Genomic DNA, 18,718 nt, shown 5'->3' on the forward strand with positions numbered 1-18,718 from the left:
GCCTCACAGCAGCAGGTTGCCGCGCTCCTCCTCGGTCAACTGCGCCCGCGCCCGCTCGTCCAACGCTCCGGCGCCGAGCACCTGCACCGGACTCTGCCGATTGTACTGGGGCCGGTACTGCGGATTGAGGCTCGCGCCATCCTGCCCCGGCACCAGGCGCTCGGCGCCGAAGCCCAGCACCTGTACGGTGATCACCGACGGTTGACGCTGACGCGACGCGGCCTGCTGCTGGCGGCCGACGTCCTCGGCCGCCTGGCTGGCCGAAGAGGCGGCGGCGCTGGCCGAGGCGATCGCCCCGGTGTTCACCGACGCCACCACCGGCATGCCCTTGGCATCGCCCTGGACCTGGATGTTGGCGGCGTTGACCACTTGCAGCGCGGCGATGTTGACGTTGCCCGAGACACGGATGCCCGCCTCGCCGGCGTCGATGGTGCCCAGCGGCGCGATCAGGTCGATGTCCCCCGGCGGCACCTCGGCGATCGGGTTCAGCGTGGCGATGCCCGCGCCGGTGCTCGGCACGCTCGGCGCCAGGCCGACGTTGCCCCAGCTGTCATAGGTACGCTTGGGCGGGGTGTATACCACGGTGGTCTTCGAACCACGCCCGGCGTTGATGTCGCCGCCGGCCGACCAGCCAAGAATCGAGCCGCCGAAGGTGGTCATGATCCGGCTCTGGCCGAGCAGGATGCTGCCCTGGGCATACAGCTGGATGTCACCGCTGCCCTGGGTGATCACCCCGGCACTGGCCGGCGGCGCCTCGCCCTCCACCCCGAACACCTGCTGGCCGCCCGGTGTCAGCACCTGGATGGCCCCACCGAAGTCAGTGTGGATACCCGCTCCGCCATAGAAGGTTGCGTCGCCGTCGTAACGGATCGTGTTGCCGGCCAGGTCCTTCTCCGGGAACAGCGCGGCGATGGCCTGGCGGCCGCGCAGGTAGCTGCCGTTGCGCGCACTGCCAGGATTGTTGTACTCGCGCCCGCCTTCGCGCAGTTCGCTGAAGTAGACCTGGCGGGCGAAGATCCGCTGCTGCTCGTCCGGCAGGCTGGCGAACAACGCCCGTGCCGCCTCGTCGTCGCCACTGAAGGCGAAACGCTCGCCCAGCCACGTCCGCAACTCACGGTCGTAGACCTTGGCCACTTTGTCCGGCTGGGCCGCCAGCGACAGTGCCGGGTCGGCCAGTTGCCCGGCGCCCAGGTAGCGCGACAGCAACCTGGCATAGTCAGGGCCGCGCTCGCCGGCCCCGACGATCACCGCGATCGACGCGCCGTCGCTGCCGCTGTCGGCGCCACCGATGCGCCCGATACTGTTGAACGCCGCTTCCTGGTAGGCCGAGGCGACCCCCTGCCCGGACTGGTAGAGGTTGCGCCCGGCGACCACTTCGAGCTGGCCGGGGCCGGCGACGTTGAAGGTGCTCAGGCGAATGTCGCGCCCGGCGCTGACCAGCGACACGTCACGGGCATCGCCATGGATGATCAGGTTGCCGGTCGAGGTCACGTCGTTGAAACCGCCGAAGCGTGCATCGACCACCCCGGCGGCGGCCAGGCGCCGACTGCCCAGCGGCACGCCGGCGTTGACGATATCGCGCCCGGCCATGATGCGTACCGGACCTGCCCCCTGGAACAGGCGCAGGCCATCTTCGCGGAAGGCCAGGATTTCGCCGGTCGCCAGACCGACGATGTCACCGCCCAAGGCGTAGAAGCGCGCTGGTGCCTGCGGGCTGGCACTGCCGCTGGCGTAGGTATTGACGCCATAGGTGAACAGCGGGTAGCTCCAGGCTGCGCGCGGCAGGTCGCCATGCAGGTTGCTGGCCTTGACCTGCCCGCCCTCGCGGGCGAGGAATGCCGGACGCTGCGCGCTGGCCAGCGCCGAGCTGTCGGTGCCGCTCTGGCTGATCACGTAACCGCCGGCATAGATCGAGTTGCCGGCCAGCAACTGCAACTCGGTGAGCGGCGACGGTGCCAGCATCAGCGAGTAAGGCGAGCTGGGCCCACTTTGCGCACCGATGGCCGAGCTGCCGTAGTACAGGCTACCGTTGGCCGCCACCGCGCGCAGCACGCTCGGGTAGAAGTAGCGTCCGCCCTGGACCGGCAGATTGTCGCCACTGTCGCCAAGGTTGCTCTGCGCCAGGATCGGCACCAGGTTGCCACCGGCGCTGAGCAGGTCGATGGCCGTGCCGGGACGCCACAAGGAGAACCAACTGTCGCCGTTGGCCGAGTAGGCCACGCCATCGTTGCCGGTGAACGGCTGGCTGTTGAACTGACGGATCCGCCCCGGGTCGCCGACACCCTGGAGCACCACGTCGCCGCGCGCCTGCAGGGTCATCGGGCTGTCGCCCGGCATCAGCGTCAGGCCGCCCAGCGACGGCGCGCGAGTGGCGGTGTACGGGTCGTAGGCGCGGGACTCGCTGTTGTCCTGCTGATTGCCCAAGCTGCCGAACATCGGCCGGACCACGCCGACACTGCCTGCCTCGACCTGGGTGGATCCGCGCAGGTTGACCAGGACCCCGCCCAGGTCTTCGCGGGTGCGCGCCGCCGTCACCGCGGCAAGGCCCGGATTGAGGCCACCGCCGACACGCAGGTCGAGGTCGCCGCCCCCGGTCTGGCGCAAGCGCCCGCTGGCATCGATGCGGCCGCTGCTGGCCACCACCAGGTTCAGGCCCTGGCTGCGCTCGACATAGGACTCCAGCGCGTTGCTGGCCTGCTGCAGGCCAGCGTCGCCGGCCACACTGACGGCCAGGTTACCGCCACCGAGGGTACCGATGCCGGTGAAACCGACCAGCCAGGGAGCCACGGCGTCGCTGCCGGGACGTTGCGCGTAGGTGCCGAAATTGATGCCCCAGGCCGCCGGTGTCCCCGCCTCGTTCTGGCCCTGGCGCCACAGCCAGGTGCCGACCGCCGCCGTGGCCTGCTGCGGGCGCACGCCCTGAGGCTCGCGCTTACCGGCCAGGAGATTGCCGACCAGGTTGCCGCCGGCCTCGATACGCAGGTTGCCGCCGAGCTCGGGGTACCAGGTGTGGTAGGCCTGGGCGGTGGCGCTCTCATAGGCCGCGCCCGGCTGGCCCAGCAGCGAGCCGTCGGCCTGACGGCCACGGGCGATCTGGTGCGGGTCGCGGCCAGCGACTGTCAGCGGCGCCGCCTGGGTACCGGCGGTATAGACCCCGTACAGCGAGTCCAGGCGCCAGTCGCCGGCACTGATCAGGTCGAGGTCGCCAGTGCCGGTACGCAGCACGCTGTACAGCTGGGTGCTCGGGGTGACCACGATCCGCTCGGGGTCTGGCTTGGGTTGCGTCGGCCCGTCGATCTCGCTGCACCATTCCGGCACCAGTTGGCAGAACACCAACTGGTCCTCGGCCACCGCCTCGCCTGCCGGGAAGCCGGCGCCGTTATCCGCTGTCCAGACGATGAGCTTCTTCGCCGGGGCGGCCACGCACCAGTCCGGGACCAGTTCGCAGAACACCAGTTGGTCCTCGCCCACCGCCTCGCCAACGGGGAAGCCGGCGCCGTTGTCAGGAGCCCAGACCAGTCCGGGCTTGTTCGGCGTGGTAGGCGCCGCCACGCACCAGTCAGGCACCAGTTCGCAGAACACCAGTTGGTCTTCGGCCACCGGTTCGCCCGCCGGGAAACCAGCACCGTTATCCGGCGCCCAGACCTTGCCGGTGCCTGGCAGCGGGCCCGTGCCACCGGTCTTGACCTGGCCGGCGATGTAGTGCTGGTCGGCCAGGCGCAGCAGCCCAGCGTCCGCTTGCGGACGGGTCAGGCGGCTGTCGGCGGCGTCGAGGTCGGCACCGGCGACCAGGCGCATCGACCACGACTCGCTGCCGGCGGGCAGCATCTGCGCCAAGGCCCAGTTGCGCCCTTGCTGGCCACCGAGCGAAGGTCGCAATTCCACCAGATCGACGCCGGCAGCCAGCTTGACGTCGGTACCGGCAGGCAGGCGCGAGCCCAGCGCCAGCGCCAGGCTGCCGCGCTGGATCAGGCCACCGTCGGGCAGCGCCACGCCCTTGTTCCAGGTCCCACCCTGCACCGTCACGGCCACCGGCAAACGACTGCCGGCGTCCAGCCGCGAGCCGGCAGGCAAGGTCAGTGCCTGGCCGAGCAAGGTGCCGGCGGCATGCAGCAGGTTGCCGGCGCTGTCGCGCACGGCGGCCTCGAGCACGGTGCCGGCCGGCAGCTGCAGTGGCGCGGCCAGGCTCATGGCACTGGGCAGGCGGGTATTGGCCGGCAGGCTGGCTTCGGCGAACAGCAGGTCGAAGTTGAGCACGCTGCCCGCCGGATACTGGGTGCCCTCGGCCAGTTCGACGCCGCTGCGCGGGATCACCAGGTCGCTGTCGAAGGGCTGCTTGCCAGGCAGCAACAGCCAGCCGCGCCCGTCCATGCGCGCTTCGTCGCTGGCCAGGTCTGGCGGGGCGAAGCCGTCGTTGATACTGCCGTAGACTTCCAGGTTGCCACCGGCACGCAAGGTCAGGTTGCCAACCTCGCCCGAGCCGGGGCTCGTGGTCTTCTGCAAGCCGGGGTTGAGGCTGGCATAGCGGTGCGCGGACAGGTCCAGGTCGCCCTGCACCACCAGGTCGGTGGCACTGTCGCGGCTGGCGATTTCCACCCCTGGGCGCAGGTGCAAGGCCTTGGCGTAGGTGGCGTTGTTCAGCCCGGCCAGGCGCTGGTCGAGCAGCTCGCGGTTGCCCAGCAGGTTGTCGATGAACTGGCTGCTGCGCAGGTGCTTGCCGTCGAGGTAGGCCTGGTCGATGACCTGCACGGGCCGGCCGCTGGCGGAGGTGCCACCGTCCGGGGCATCGCGGTACTGCTGGTTGCCGACCACCGCGATGCTGCGGGCACCGAGGATCTGCAGCGGTTCGCGAGCCTCGATGGCGATGTCGCCGGCCGTGTCGCCGCCCAGCCGTGGCGCGATCAGTTGAATGCTGCCCAGGCTGCGTCCGTCGTGCTGGCCGGGACCGCTGCCGGCGGGCGCCGCGGTGCCGTGGCGCAGGTCGAAGCGCGCGCCACCGGCCAGGCTCAGCAGGCCCTCGCCGCTACTCAGCTCGATGCTGGCGCGGTTCGGCGCGTCGATGATCGCGCCATCGCTGTCGACCCGCAGCACGCTGCCATGGGCGTCCAGCTGGCCGTTGCCGGTCACCGTGAGTCCTTGCCGGGCGGCCAGGCGTATGCTGCCGACCTGCTCGCCGCTGGCGTCGATGCGTCCATCGACCGTGAGCCGGCCATTGTCCAGGGACACCGCGACAGCGTGGGCCTTGAGTTCGTTGCCGATGACCAGGTCGCCCTGCTTGATCTGGAACTGCCGGGCGCCGAACACCTGGTCCCGGTTCAGGCGCTGGTTGAGCGCGGCGAAGTCGTCCAGTTGCTGGGCGCGGATATCCACCTGCGCCTGGGCATAGGGCACCAGGGTACCGCCGGCGTTGTAGCTGCCACTGGCGGCACCGAGGATTTGCCCGAGCAATTCGATGCGTCCCCCCTGCTCGCCAAGGGCGATGGCGCTCAGGCGCCCGGCACGGTTCTGGCTGGCGCTCAGGTCGATGCGCGCGCCGGCGGCCTGGCGGATGTTGCCGTCCTGGCTACGCAGGACCAGCTCGCCTCCCCAGCTGTAGCGGGTCACGTCGTTGAACGCCAGGGCCCGCCCGGCCAGGTCCAGGCGCGCGTGTTCGCCGAGCAGCAGGTCGTCGCGGGCCTCCAGGGTCAGCTTGCCGCTGGGCAGGCTGAAGGTGCCGTCGAGGTCCAGGTGCTGGCCCTCGAGCAGCAGCTCGGCGCCGAGCTTGTCGCGCCCGTTGGCCAGGGCACCGCCGCCACCGCGCACGCTCAGCGTGCCACCGGCGCTGACGCGGTTGCGCGAGCCGGCCGCGCCGGTCCACAGCGGCGTATCGACCAACAGGTCGCCGCCACGGTACTGGAAGCCGCCGTCGGCCTGGTAGTCGCCACGGCGATGATGCACCTGCAGACTGCCCTTGTGGTTGGCGCTGACCTGGTGGCTGGCATGAATCGCCACCTGGGCGAAGCCGAGGGTCTGGCGCGCCATGTCGGCGCTGCCGTCAGGCTGGCTGGCAGGGCCATAGCCGAACACCATGTCGCTCACCTGGATATCCAGCACACCATCGCCGCTGCCGGCGCCGCCGGCAATCGGTGCCCCGGCCGGCGTGCGCGCGCCGTTCCAGATCAGGCTGCCGGTACGAATCACCGCGCGATCGTCGGCGTGGCCCTGGCCATAGATGGCTGGCACCCCGAGGATCAGGTCCTGCAGGCGGTTCTTGCCGGTCAGTGGATCGAAGGTGTCGAGCACGCTGCTGCCAAAGAAGTTCAGCGAGTCGGACGCCGACAGCGTCAGGGTTTCCAGCCCGGGTACGCCAGTGCTGGCGTCGCCGCGGAACAACCGGTCGAGCACCTGCTGGTTGAGGGTCAGGCCGCGCCCGAGCACGCCATCGGCTGCTGCGCTGGCCAGGGCCTGGGCCGAGCCGACGTTGATCCGGCCCACGGCCAGGCCCAGGTGACGGGTGCCGAAACTGACCTGCTCGCCGAGGCTGAAGCTGTTGTCGGTGGCGGCGAACAGCGAACCTTCGGAGTACAGCCGGGTATTGCCCTGGCAACTGCCGCTGGCGCACTCGCCAAGAATGATGGTGCCGGGACTCGAGGTAATGTCGCCCGGCTCCGGGGGCTGCACGTCGACCCGGCCGTTGGACACCACCAGCAAGGCCCGCTTGCCCGGCGCCAGCAGGTAGCCGGCACTGGCATCGAACGGCACCGTGCCCTGGCCCAGGGTCACCAGGCCGGCCCCCTGCTCGACGAACACGCCGCCGCTGGCCGAGTTGCTCGACAGCCAGATTTCCCCGGCCCTGAGCTCGGCCCCCGAGCGGACCCAGACGTTGCGGCTGCCACCTGTGAAGTTGACCAGATTGCCGCCCTGGCCATAGGTGACCTCGGCGCGGGTCCCGACAACCAGCCGCGGCGCCTTCAGCGCATTGAGCTGGCTGGCCCGCAGGGCCAGTACCGCGGGATCGCCGCTGGCATCGCCGGCAGCGTCGGCGAGCACCTCGATGCCCATCAGCGCGCCAAGCACCGTGGCATGGCCAGGCCGCCCGTCCTTGGCCGCGGCGAAGTTCACCGTGCCCGCCACCCGCAGGTTGTCCGCCGCGTTGGCGCCGGCACGCAGGGCCAGGGTCAGGCCCTTGCCGTCGGCTTCGATGGCCGCGCGCGGCACGCCCTTGGCCGCGGCATCGGCGGCGACAAAGGCCGCGTAGGAGGTTTCGTTGTATTGCGAATAGCGACGCAGGACCTCGCCGGCGGTGAGAATCACCTGGCCCGGCAATGCCTGGCGTACGGCGGTGTGGCGCGTCGACAAGCTGGCCGAAGTGCTCCACGAGCCGTTGCGCAGCGCCAGGCTGCCAGCCTGTTGGCCCGCTGCGGCCACGCCATTGAGCTCGACGCGGAACGCCCCCGGCAGCAGTGCATAATTGGCCGGCATCAGCGTGTAGGTGCCGGCGGCCAGCCCGGGAATGCCGTGATCGAGGGTGATCTGCTGGCCGATGGCCGGGTCCGCCGCGCCCGAGGCACCGGCCAGCGGCGCGTAGTCCAGGGCCAGGCCGGGGACGATGGCGTAGACCGGATTGCTGGTCAGCGACGGCAACAGCAGGCGCCCATCGGCATCCAGCTGCGCCAGCGGGTGGTAACGAGCGTCCGTGGAGCCGCCGCGCCCGGACACGAAACCTGCGCCGGTCAGTTGACCGCCACCGGACAGATCGACCAGAGCACCGGCCTGCACATCCACCTGCTGGCCGCCGAGCACCACGCCATGGGCGCTGTCGCCAGCGCCGCCAAGCAACTTGACCGCCTCGCCGCCATACAGGTAGGTCAGGCCATCCACCGTACCGCCATAGGGCATCGTCAACCCTGCGCCACTGACCGAGGTGATGCTGCCCGGCAGCAGGCGTACCTGATGCACGTCGCCGCCGCGCAACTCGCCACTGTCGCCGCCGACCATCACCTGCCCCAGAGGCGCGCGCACCACGCCACCCTGCTCCACCGTGCCGGCGAGCAGTTGCAGGCGGCCGAACGCCGACAGCGGCAGCGCCGGTGTCGCCACCGTGCTGCGGCCGATGCGCAAGGTCGCGTCCTTGCCGGCTTCGAGGGCACCAAAAGCCCCCGTCACCGGATAGACCTGCGCGGCCAGCAGTTCCAGGTCGGCGTTGGCCGAGAGCCGGCCGCGGTCGCTCTGCTTGAGGTTACTGCTGCCCAGCAAACGGATGTCGCCGTCACTGCGCAGGCGCCCGAGGGCAAAGCCACGGCGATCGAACACCAGGCTCTGTCCACCGGCCAGGCCGAGGCTGCCATGGGCGCCGAGACTCAGGCTGTCACGCAGTTCGATCAGGTTGGCCTCGACCTGCAGCTGTGCCTGGCTGTCGCGCAGCGATTGCCCGCCCTTGACGGTCGGGCGCTTGGCCAGGTCGAGGCTGTCATGGGTGCTGCCGGCCAGGCGCACGTAGGGCGCGCTCAAGCGCACCCGGCTATTGGCATCGGCGCTGTCGGCAAGCACCAGCGAGCCGCTGTACAAGCGCAGGTCCTGGGCCAGGCTCAAGTCGATATCGCCGGCGAATGCCAGCACCCCGTCGCTGAGCAGCGACAAACGGGTGAAGCCGCCGGCCTGCACGCGCTCCACCGCCAGGCGCGCCTGGCCGTAGCGCAGCGGGCCGTCCTGCACCGCGCCGGCCTGTTGCTCGAGCAACAGCTCACGGGGCGCGATCAGGCTGTCGACCAGCGCCCGGTTCAGATACAGACCGGTATCCAACGCCACCGTCAGGCTGCCGCCGGCGGCGCCGCTGCCCCCGGCTGCAGCGCTGAACGCTCCGTCCAGGCGCAGGCCGTTGTTCGAAGCCAGGCTGATGCTGCCACCAGCGCTGGCCAGCGCCAGCGGTCCCTGGCCGCGGATGTCGAGCAGCGCCTGGCTGCCGTCGGCACGCAATCGGGCGCCGGACTCGACGACCACGAACAGGTCGGCGGCATCGCTGACCCCGCGGGCATGATCGAGGGTGCCGCCAATGACGATGCTGCCGCCGTCGTCGACCCGACCGTAGCGACGGCCCTGGGCGTCACGCGCGATATAGGCCCGCCCGCCGACATCGATCAATGCCGTGTCGCCCAGGCGGATGGCGCGCTGGTGCGGCGCCTCGGCAATACCGTCGCGTACCGACAGCGGCCGCTCCTGCAGCAGGCTGACCGCGCCGCCATGGGCCAGCAGGCTGCCCTCGAGGGTCAGGCTGGCGGTGCTGCTCAGGGCGATCGACTGCAACGGATCGACTTCCAGGGTCGCGCCGCGCCCGACCAGCAAGCGCGCCGATTCACGCGCGCCCTGATCGAGCAGCACATCGCCGGCGGCCAGGTTCAGGCTGGCGCCGCCGCGCTGCCCGAGCACGCCCTTGACCGCGTCCTCCTGCAGCAGTGGCGGCAGCCACCAGGGCAGCGGCTCCCCCAGGGGCTGGAGGCTGTCGAGCAGTTGCACCGGACGGGCCACCCGCACCTGGCTGTCCGCCGCGACCTCCAGGCGCTCGCTGCCGCGCAGGTTGTAGCGGGCAAAGCCCAGGTTGAAGAAGTCTTCGCCCAGGTAGACGCCGGCGTCGGCCGGCCGTGCGCCGCCGATCTGCACCCGCGCGCCACGGATGTCGAGGGTCCCCGCGCCACTGCTGCCATGCCCGCGCAACTGGCCGTCCAGTTGTAGCCGGCTGCTGCCGTCGACACCGCCACGCGCCCCGACGAAGGCCGTCTGCAGGGTGATGTCGCCGCCGCTGCCACCGAGCAGGCGCCCACCCTCGCGGCGCACCACGCCGGCAGAAACATCCAGCAGGCTGCCGCTGTCGAGCAGCACATCGCCGGTGCTGCGCAGCGACAGGCTGCCGCCGTTGCGCCAGGCCCGGGCGGCGGCTTCGAAGCGGTCGCTGCGCACGCCGCTGACATCCAGGCGCACATCCCGCGCCACCTGCACCTGGGCCCGCAGACCCGCCGGGGTGGCCAGGGCCCGGTCGACCAGTTCGCTGCCATTGAGCTGGGGCAGTACATCCCCCAGGCGAATGCTGCCGCCACGGGCGACCAGGTCGGCATCGACCGCCACCTGGGCGGCATGCAGCGCCAGTTGGCCACCGTCGGCCAGGTGCAGCGCGCCCTCGACCCGTACCTGCTCGCGGGCGGCGACCGTCAGCCCGCCGAGGGCGAAGCTGTCGAGCAGCTCGGTGTCCAGTTGCAGGCGCCCAAGGCGCGCGGCCTCGGTGGCGCCCTGCAGGGTCACCGCCGCGGCTTCGCCGCCACCACCGCTGCGCAACTGCACCTCGCGCAGCACCGGGCTCAGGCTGTAGGCCAGGGTCTTGCTCGCCGCCAGGTAGGTCGGCACCTGCTGCCCCACCACCAGTTGCGCGCCACGGGCACGGGCAGTGTGCACCTGCTGGTAGCCGTCCAGCCCGCTCACCGGCGCCTGCACCTGGCGTTCGTCCTGCCAGGTCTGGCCGACCAGCCGTCCTTCGAGCAGCGCGGCCTGGGTCGCCACCACCAGGCTGCCGGCATCGCGGCCGACGGTGTAGCCCTGCTCCAGGCGCTGTTGCGGGGCGATCAGCGGGTTGAAGAACAGCCGGGTCTGGTTCCAGCGCACGCTGCTGTCCTCGAAACCGCGGTAGACACCGCTGTAGAGCAGGTCGCCGGGCGCCCGCGACAGCTCGTACAAGCGCCCGTCCGCGCCACGCAGCCAGCTTTGCCGAATCACCCCGTCCTGCACGGCCAGGGTGCCGCCGGACAGGTTGATTTCGGCGCCAGCGCGGGTCACCAAGTCCTGGCCGGTAAAGGTCAGGGTCCCGCCCTGGGCCATCCACTCACCAATACCGTGGCTACGGGTGCCCAGGTAGCCGCCGACTTCCAGCAGGCCACCGCCGGTGTACCAGCGTTCGCTGGCATAGCCGTTGACCCCGGCCGCCACGTGCACCAGTTCGCGCACGTCCACCCACACGTCGCTGTTGATCAACCCGCCACGGTCACGGTTGCCGGCAGCATCGCGCTGCTCGTTACCCTGCACGCTGATCTTGATGTTGTTGCTTTCCATCGCCACCTTCACCCCCAGGGCGCCGGCGACATCCAGCCGGGCGCCGTCGTCCACCAGGCTGCGGCGCCCGGCACTGACGGCGACCTGGCCACCGGTGGCCAGGGTCAGCGAGCCTTCCTGGAAGTGCACGGTACCGCCGCTGACCACCTCGATGCGCGACTGCTCCGGGCGATCGATCAGGGTACCGAGGTTGTCGAAGCGGCCGCTGGCCTGGTTGCCGTTGACGCCGTTGACCTGGGTCAGGGCCGCCTCGCGCTGGCTGTCCAGGGCGCTGCTGGCATCGAGCAGCACGGCGCTGACGCTGCCCTGGCCGAAGCTCACGCTGCCGCTGGCATCGCTGGCGGAGTTGAGCAGGTGCAGGCTGCCACGGCGATCTACCGAGGTGCTGGCCAGCAGCACGCCGTCCTGGCGTACCTGGTGCCCGGTGAGGGTGATATCGCCACCGCTGGCCTGGATCAGGCCGCTGTTGCTCACCTGCCCGGCACTGCTGCCGGCGCGCAGGCTGCTGGCCACCTCGTTGCCACGGGTGGTCGAGTACTTGTTGGCCTCGGTGCCCTGGCCCCGCCGGATGTAGAAATCGTCACCGGCGGCCAGGGTAGCCTGGCCCTTGGCGGTGCTGATCGTACCGTCGTTGTGCACTTCGCTGCCGAGCAGCAGCACATAGCCGCCGCCCTGGGTGGAAGACGCCGGTTCACGGGTGGCGATCTGCGCGCCACGCTCGACCAGCACCTTGCCACCTGCCTGGGTGAAAGTCGCCTGGCTAGCGCTGTTGTCCACGTACAGGCCACGCTGGGTGAACTGCTCGTCGCTGACCTGGGCGGCGGCGGCCACCAGGTTGCGCACATTGACCTGGCTGCTGCCGCTGAACACCACGCCATTGCGGTTGACCAGCATCACCGTGCCGGCCGCCTCGATCTGGCCCTGGATCTGGCTCGGCCGGGCGCTGGGGTCGTTGACCCGGTTGAGCACCGCCCACTGGGCCTGCTGGTCGAAGGTCAGCGTGGTATCGCGGCCGACGTTGAAGGTTTCCCAGTTGAGCACGGCCTTGTCGGCGGTCTGCTCGATGCGCACCTGGGTCTTGCCGCCGGCCTGGGTCTGCTGTGGCGCCTTGGCGTTGCGCCAGCCCTGGGTCAGCGGATTGTCGTCGACCTTCAGGCCGCCCTCGCCCAGGCCGTTGGGCACCACCTGCGGCTGCACCTGGGCCAGGGTCCGGCCATTGGCCTGGGCGGCCTGCTGCGCGGCGATGGCGGCCACGGTGTCGTTGAGGTTGCTCAGCGAACGCTGGAACTGCTGGTTGAGCCGCTGCTGCTGGGCCAGTGCCGGTGGCGAACCCGGCTGCGGCAGCGTGCCGGCGGCACCGGTCCCCGCAGCCGGAGCGCTGGAGGCGCCCTTGGCGGCGAACCAGGCCGAGCTGAACGGCTGCGCGGCCTGGGCGCTGCTGGCCAGCATCAGCAAGGCAATGGCCTGGGCCAGCGGCTTGAGCGACAAAGGCTCACCGACGCTCGACGGACGACGGCGCTGAACGGCTGGGGCGGGAAAGGCTGGCTGGGAGGGGCCGCGCGGCATCGCTTCGGTTCCTTGTGCTGAAGACATGAAAGAGGCGCGGCCGTGATGCCGCTTTGCCATAAGGCAGGTCGGGCGCCGGGCCACCGAAGCTTTGTCATGCAAAGTTCATCTGCCTGGGCTATGTGGCGCTGGTACCGACGCACGGCAAAAAGCCCCTGGCGACGGTCTTGCGACCGCCGCCAGGGGCTTGCCTGGATCACCGAGACTTCAGGCGATCCCGGAGGCATGGCTTACCAGCGACCGATACCGTTGCACACGGACGGGTTGTTGATGTCCAGGCCGCTACCGTAGGTGTTGTCGAGGAAGACCTTCTTGATCTCGCCGGCATACTCGGTCGGCAGGTTGACGAAGGTGTGGGCGGTGACCAGGCTCGACTTGTTGCCGCTGTACAGGTCGTTCAGGAAACCACGGATGGCGGTGGCATCGGCAGCGGTCTTGTAGCACTGACCCACCAGCAGGTTGGTGTAGCCGACGATCGGATAACCGGCGGACGGAACCGGACGGTCGCCAGCAGCGGCGCCGAAGGTCGGCACCCACTTGGTCGGGTCGGCGCGATCGGTGTCGTTGCTCGGCGCGATGGCGGTGCCGAGGGCTACCTGGGCGTTGGCCGAGGTCGGTAGCGGCGCGGTACCGGCGGCCATCGGCAGCTTGCTGACGCGGGCTACCACGGCGTTGTTGCCTGGGTTGACGTAGTCAGGGCTGATGTAGCCGATGCTGCCTTCGGTGGCGTTGATCTGGGTCATCACGTCACCGCTGCCCGAGACGCCTTTCCAGTTGGCCGGCACGGCGCTGAGCTTGGCGCTGGAGAAGGTGCTGCTGACCTTGAAGCTGGCCGGGCAGCTGTCGTTCAGGAAACGGGTCAGCAACTCGGTGGTGCCGCTGCTGCCGGAACGGTAGACGATGGTGATCGGCGTGGCGTCGGCGGTGCCCAGCAAGGCGCCCCAGGTGGTGGCCGAACCGGAGAACGCGGCGCACAGCTGGGCACCGCTCAGTTGCAGGGTAGTGTTGCCGGATTTCTTGTACGGAATGGTGACCGAGGTACCGACCGAAGGAATCTGGATCAAGTTGCCCCAGGCGGATTTGACCGGTGCATAGCGGGCGAAGTCATCGGCGTTGAGCACCGAGTCGGAGCCGGCGAAGTCGACGTCGACACCGGCCTGGTTGATCGAGGCGCCATCGTTGGTCAGGAAGGCGGTCTTGCCACCGCCGCTGCCCACGCCCACATAGGTGAAGCCGGCTGGCAGGATGCCGCCCAGGGCGCCTTTGCCGTTGTACAGCGGCTCAGGCAGGGTGGCGCCACCACCGACAATGGCAGCCATGGATTGAGCCGAAGCCAGGGTAGCAGCCACCAGGGAGGCGGCGATCACAGTACGCTTAAACATGAAGCAATCTCCTATCGTCGTGTTCGTACGTTAAGTGGGTCGCGCATTGCTATGGCCACAGACCGTATACCCTGATCCAGAGGGGCTGGCGGCCTGTCCACGGAGCCAACATTCGCAGCTTGTGGTGACAGCCAAAGGAAAAAATCTCGGGAGCTCGACAGGGATTTTCTCGGGTTTTCGCCGTCGATTTCGCCGCCGCAGCGGCCTGTCGCGCCAGCGCGGCCAACAGTGCCGGGGGAGCACGCTCAGGAGGATCCGTGGCAACGCACACGGGAGCTCGGCAGGCCCGGCCCATCCGCCGACGCCTGTCCCTGTGCAAATGCGTGGTCGGTTGCATTTGCCGCCCGCCTGTCCCAAGCTCTGGGATCCCTGCCGTCACGGACCGCGCGATGCCCAGACGCCGCCCCTTGCTGATCGCCCTATCGCTCCTGATCCTGGTATCGGGCGTGATCGGCTACCTGTGGCATACCCCGCAGGCCACGCCGCCTAGTCTGCCCGCGCACAGCTATGCCAAGGCCCTGCGCCAGGCCCATGACGGCTTGCCTGGCGCGGCGCGGGTGCTGTACCAACAACTGCAGCGCGACGACCTGCCCGCGATCCGCCGTGCCGCCTTGTACGCCGAGCTGCCCAACTATCCCTCGCCCCTGGCCCTGAAGCTGGCCAAGGCGGACCTGGAACATGGCGACCCGATGGTCCGCCGCGCCGCGGTGGCGAGCATCCATCGCTTGCTGCCGGCCGCCCAGCGCAGCCTGGTGCTGGGGCCATTGCTGGAGGATGACGAGCAAAGCGTGCGTTTCGCCGTGGTGGATGCCCTGCTGGGCCTGGACCCGGATGCCATCGGCCTGTATTTCGGCCCGTTCCAGGAAGTGCTTGAGCAGTACGAACAGGTCCTCGAGCAACAACCGGAAGATGCTGCTGCGCAGGTCCACCTGGCTCGCCTGTATATGCATGAGCAAGCCTACGAACAAGCCGCGCAGGCCCTGCAGCGCAGTCTGGCCGTGGCCCCTCAGGGGCTGGATGCATTGGCCATGCAGGTGCGCTTGCTGGAGCGTCAGGGCCAGCACGACGCCTCCCGGGACGTGCTGGCCAAGGCCCTGGCCCTGCGCCCGGACTCAGCCTTCCTGCAATACGAACTGGGGCTATGGCTAGCCCGCCACGAACAGCAGGAGTACGCCCTGCTGGCATTCGCCCGTGCCGTCGAGCTGGAGCCGGACAACAACGACTACCGCTATACCCTGGCGCAGACCCTGCACCAGTTGGAGCAGGTCGAGGCCGCGCAGAAGCAGTTGGAGACCGTGCTCAGCCGCCAGCCGGCCAACCGCAAGGCGCGCGTGCTGCTGATCCAGTACTGGAAGGAGACCGGGCAGTTGCAGAACGTCCAGGTGCTGCTCGCCGAACTGGAGCGACAGAACCCGGACGACCCGGTATTGCAGCAAGGGTTGTGAGCCTTCAGTCGTGCAGCAAGCGCCGAACCTCATGGGCCAGGGTCTCGAGCCTGAAGGGCTTGAGCAACAAGGCAGTGCCCGGCTCGTCCAGTAGTCTCTGTTCCACCGGCTCCTCGGTGAAACCGGTGATGAACAGGATCTTCTGCTGCGGCTCGAGCATGCGCATGGCCCTGGCGACCTGGCGGCCGCTGAAACCACCCGGCAGGCCGATGTCGGTGATCACCAGGTCATAAGGCCCTTCGTGCCGGAACTTGCCCAGCGCGGCATTGGCATCCTCGACATCGCACACCTCATAGCCCTGCTCGACCAGCACTTCCTTCATCAGGCCGCGCAGGTTGGTTTCGTCATCGACCAGCAATACCCGCTCGCCATTGGCCAGTGGGAGAGGCTCCTGCGCCAGCGGCTGCGGCAGGCTATCCAGTGAACGAGGGAACATCATCACCACTCGCGTGCCCTGCTCCTGGTCCGACTCGATCCATACCTGCCCGCCCGACTGCTGGACGAAGCCATGCACCATCGGCAGCCCCAAGCCGGCGCCCTGTCCAAGCGGCTTGGAGGTGAAGAACGGCTCGAAGGCGCGGGCGATATCGTCGGCCGACATGCCATGACCATCGTCCTCGACATGAACGACCACGTAGTCCCCGGGCGCAAGGCCGGGCCGCTCGCCAGGGGCGGCGGCCAGCCGTTCGTTGATCGTGCGCACCGTCAGTTGGCCACGTCCCAGGCAGGCATCGCGGGCGTTGGCACACAGGTGCAGCAGCGCCTTGCGCAGTTGCTCGATGTCGAGCTGGACCAACCAGGGCGCCATGTCCAGTTGCCAGTGCAAACGCATCTCGGTACCGAGGGTCTGCCTCAGCAGAGGCTCAGTCTCGCGTAGCAGCCGGTTCACATCCAGCACGGTGGGCGCCAGTGGCTGGCTACGGGCAAAGGCCAACAGGTTGCGGGTCAGGCCGATGGCCCGCTCGGCGCTCTCGCGGGCCACTTGTACATAGCTGTCCAGGCGCTCCAATCGCCCTTGTGCCAGGCGTCGCTCGAGCAACTCCAGGCTGCTGCTGATTCCGAACAGCACACTGTTCATTTCATGGCCCAGATCACCCGCCAGCTTGACCACCGTCGCCATATGCTGGCTGTCCAGTACTGCCGCTTCGGCGAAGCGCTGCACCGCATTGCGCTCACCCGTGAGGTCGCGGCCGATCAGAACCGGCAAGCTGCTCCCCGGCACCACGCTCCAGCGCAGCCAGCAATAATGGCCCTCTTTATGCCGCATGCGGGCATCGAATGACGGCGTATCGCCATCCAGGGCCAGTTGCACTTCTGTACGGTCGGCCGGGTGCATCAGTTCAGGCAGGGAGGCGGGCACCTCGGCAGGCGCCTGCCACCCCAGCAGTCGGGTCCAGGCCGGGCTCGCCTGAGCGATGCGTTGTTGCCCGTCGAGCATCAGGATGACATCCACCGCTGCTTGCCACTCGGCGGCCTGGGTTTCAATCAGCGTGTGCAGGAAGCCACTGACCACTCCATGATCGTCGCGCACCGGGGAATAGCAGCAGGTGAAGCAGACCTCCATCGATTGCCCGTTGCGTGAGACCGGCAGAGCGAGGCGGTCGACCAGGCTGCCTTGCCCTTCGAGGGCCTGGAACACCGACGCCCCCATGCTCGGCCAGGCTGCGGCCCACAGGGTGTCGAACCGCTCGCCCTGGGCCCCGCTCGTGGCGCCTTGCAGGGCCAGGTAGGCATCGTTGTGGATCACCGTGAGATCCGGCCCCCAGACCAATGCGCTCGGGAAAGGCGACAGCAGCAGCATGTCGACGGCGATGCGCAACGGCGCAGGCCAGCGGACCAAGGGCCCCAGCGGCGTGCCATGCCAGGCGTGGCGCAGAATTGCCTCGCGCATCGACGCAGGCCTGGTATCGCTACTGGGGATTGGCGAAGGTTTCCCGGGGCCGTGAACGTCAGCGGCCAATATCTTCATTCCACAACTGGGGCTGGGCTTCGATGAACTGGCGCATCAGCGCCTTGCAGGTGTCATCGTCATGGACTTCCAGGTGCACATCGCGGCTCTTGAGCAACTGCTCTTCGCCCATGAAGGTGCTGTTCTCGCCGATGACCACATGACGGATGCCATAGAGCAGGATCGCGCCACTGCACATGGCGCAAGGTGACAGGGTGGTATAGAGGGTCGCCTCGCGATAGACCCGGGCCGGCTGCCGGCCAGCGTTTTCCAGGGCATCCATCTCGCCATGGAGGATGGCGCTGCCATTTTGCACCCGCCGGTTGTGCCCGCGACCGATGATCCGGCCCTCGTGCACCAGCACCGAGCCGATCGGGATGCCCCCCTCCTCCAGCCCTTTGCGGGCTTCGTCGATCGCCGCCTGCATGAAAACGCCTGTGCCCTGTTCCATGGTGTATCCCCGGGGTGCGATTGTTTTGCAGCAGACTAGCACACCACTTGCCTTGGCACGGCTATGCTCAATAGGCTTTTCGTTTGGCTGGCCATCCGTACTCCCTTGGACCCGACGGGCAGGCGCACATGAACAAGAAGATCCTGGTCGTGCTGACCAACACCGCCAGATACCCACGGCTGAATCGGGCCACAGGTCTGTGGCTGGGCGAAGCGGTGCATTTCGTCGACAAGGTCCAGCAGGCCGGCTTCAGCGTCGACTATGTCAGCCCGGCCGGCGGCTACGTGCCAATCGATCCGCACAGCCTGCAGATGGCGCCAGAACTGGACTGGACCTGGTACAACGACAAGGCGTTCATGAACCGCCTGGGCGCTACCCTGAACCCAGGCCAGGTCAAGGCCGAGCACTATGGCGCGATCTACTACACCGGCGGGCATGGCGTGATGTGGGACTTCCCCGGCAATCCACAGTTGCAGGACCTCGCGCGGCGCATCCACGAGCGCGGCGGCGTGATCGCGGCAGTCTGCCATGGCGCGGCGGGCTTGCTGAACATCAAGCTCGGCGACAATAGCCTGTTGCTCAGGGGCCGAGCGGTGACCGGCTTCTCCAACATCGAGGAGAAGCTGGCAGAGCTTGACAAGGTGGTGCCATTTCTCACCGAGAACGAACTCGGCGCCCGCGGGGGCGAATACCGCAAGGCCGACGACCCATGGGCCGCCTGCGTGGTCGAGGACCGCGGCCTGATCACCGGGCAGAACCCGGCCTCCACGGTGGGCGTGGCTGAAGCCGTCATCGGCTATCTGGCCAAGAAGAAGTGAGGCTTCGCAGCAAACGCATCGCGGGGCAAGCCCGC

6 protein-coding genes are annotated in these 18,718 nt (G+C 68.9%); 2 read left to right on the plus strand and 4 right to left on the minus strand.

The features are described from left to right. Window positions 1–3: 3 nt before the first annotated feature. Complete coding sequence (locus tag F3J43_RS00205) at window positions 4–12,639, minus strand: filamentous hemagglutinin family protein (protein WP_166882810.1); 12,636 nt, start codon at window positions 12,637–12,639, stop codon at window positions 4–6. A gap of 230 nt (window positions 12,640–12,869) precedes the next feature. Further along, window positions 12,870–14,021, minus strand: coding sequence for a substrate-binding domain-containing protein (locus tag F3J43_RS00210; RefSeq protein WP_166882811.1), 1,152 nt, complete (start codon window positions 14,019–14,021; stop codon window positions 12,870–12,872). A gap of 389 nt (window positions 14,022–14,410) precedes the next feature. Here F3J43_RS00210 and F3J43_RS00215 point away from each other — a divergent pair, with 389 nt between their 5' ends. Beyond that, window positions 14,411–15,466, plus strand: coding sequence for a tetratricopeptide repeat protein (locus F3J43_RS00215; protein WP_166882812.1), 1,056 nt, complete (start codon window positions 14,411–14,413; stop codon window positions 15,464–15,466). A 4-nt stretch (window positions 15,467–15,470) separates the two neighbouring features. On the opposite strand, the gene F3J43_RS00220 is transcribed toward F3J43_RS00215, so the two are convergent. Continuing rightward, window positions 15,471–17,357, minus strand: a complete 1,887-nt coding sequence (locus F3J43_RS00220; RefSeq protein WP_166882813.1) for an ATP-binding protein — start codon at window positions 17,355–17,357, stop codon at window positions 15,471–15,473. 58 nt (window positions 17,358–17,415) lie between these two features. After that, entirely contained in the window at window positions 17,416–17,865 is a 450-nt protein-coding gene (locus tag F3J43_RS00225) for a nucleoside deaminase (protein ID WP_205297541.1), read from the minus strand. Window positions 17,866–17,993: 128 nt separating this feature from the next. On the opposite strand from F3J43_RS00225, the gene F3J43_RS00230 reads away from it, so the two are divergent. Further along, the gene (locus F3J43_RS00230) at window positions 17,994–18,683 is read left to right on the plus strand and encodes a type 1 glutamine amidotransferase domain-containing protein (protein WP_166882814.1); all 690 of its coding nucleotides are present in this window, start codon (window positions 17,994–17,996) and stop codon (window positions 18,681–18,683) included. Window positions 18,684–18,718: the final 35 nt, after the last annotated feature.

Source organism: Pantoea sp. Cy-639, assembly GCF_011752525.1.
In the GTDB taxonomy this organism is placed as follows: Bacteria; Pseudomonadota; Gammaproteobacteria; order Pseudomonadales; family Pseudomonadaceae; genus Aquipseudomonas.

What these genes read in the sequence shown, in the direction of transcription:
- F3J43_RS00205 (WP_166882810.1), bottom strand. Translation starts at nt 12,639, where the DNA reads ATGCCGCGCGGCCCCTCCCAGCCAGCCTTTCCCGCCCCAGCCGTTCAG.
- F3J43_RS00210 (WP_166882811.1), bottom strand. Translation starts at nt 14,021, where the DNA reads ATGTTTAAGCGTACTGTGATCGCCGCCTCCCTGGTGGCTGCTACCCTG.
- F3J43_RS00215 (WP_166882812.1), top strand. Translation starts at nt 14,411, where the DNA reads ATGCCCAGACGCCGCCCCTTGCTGATCGCCCTATCGCTCCTGATCCTG.
- F3J43_RS00220 (WP_166882813.1), bottom strand. Translation starts at nt 17,357, where the DNA reads ATGCGCGAGGCAATTCTGCGCCACGCCTGGCATGGCACGCCGCTGGGG.
- F3J43_RS00225 (WP_205297541.1), bottom strand. Translation starts at nt 17,865, where the DNA reads ATGGAACAGGGCACAGGCGTTTTCATGCAGGCGGCGATCGACGAAGCC.
- F3J43_RS00230 (WP_166882814.1), top strand. Translation starts at nt 17,994, where the DNA reads ATGAACAAGAAGATCCTGGTCGTGCTGACCAACACCGCCAGATACCCA.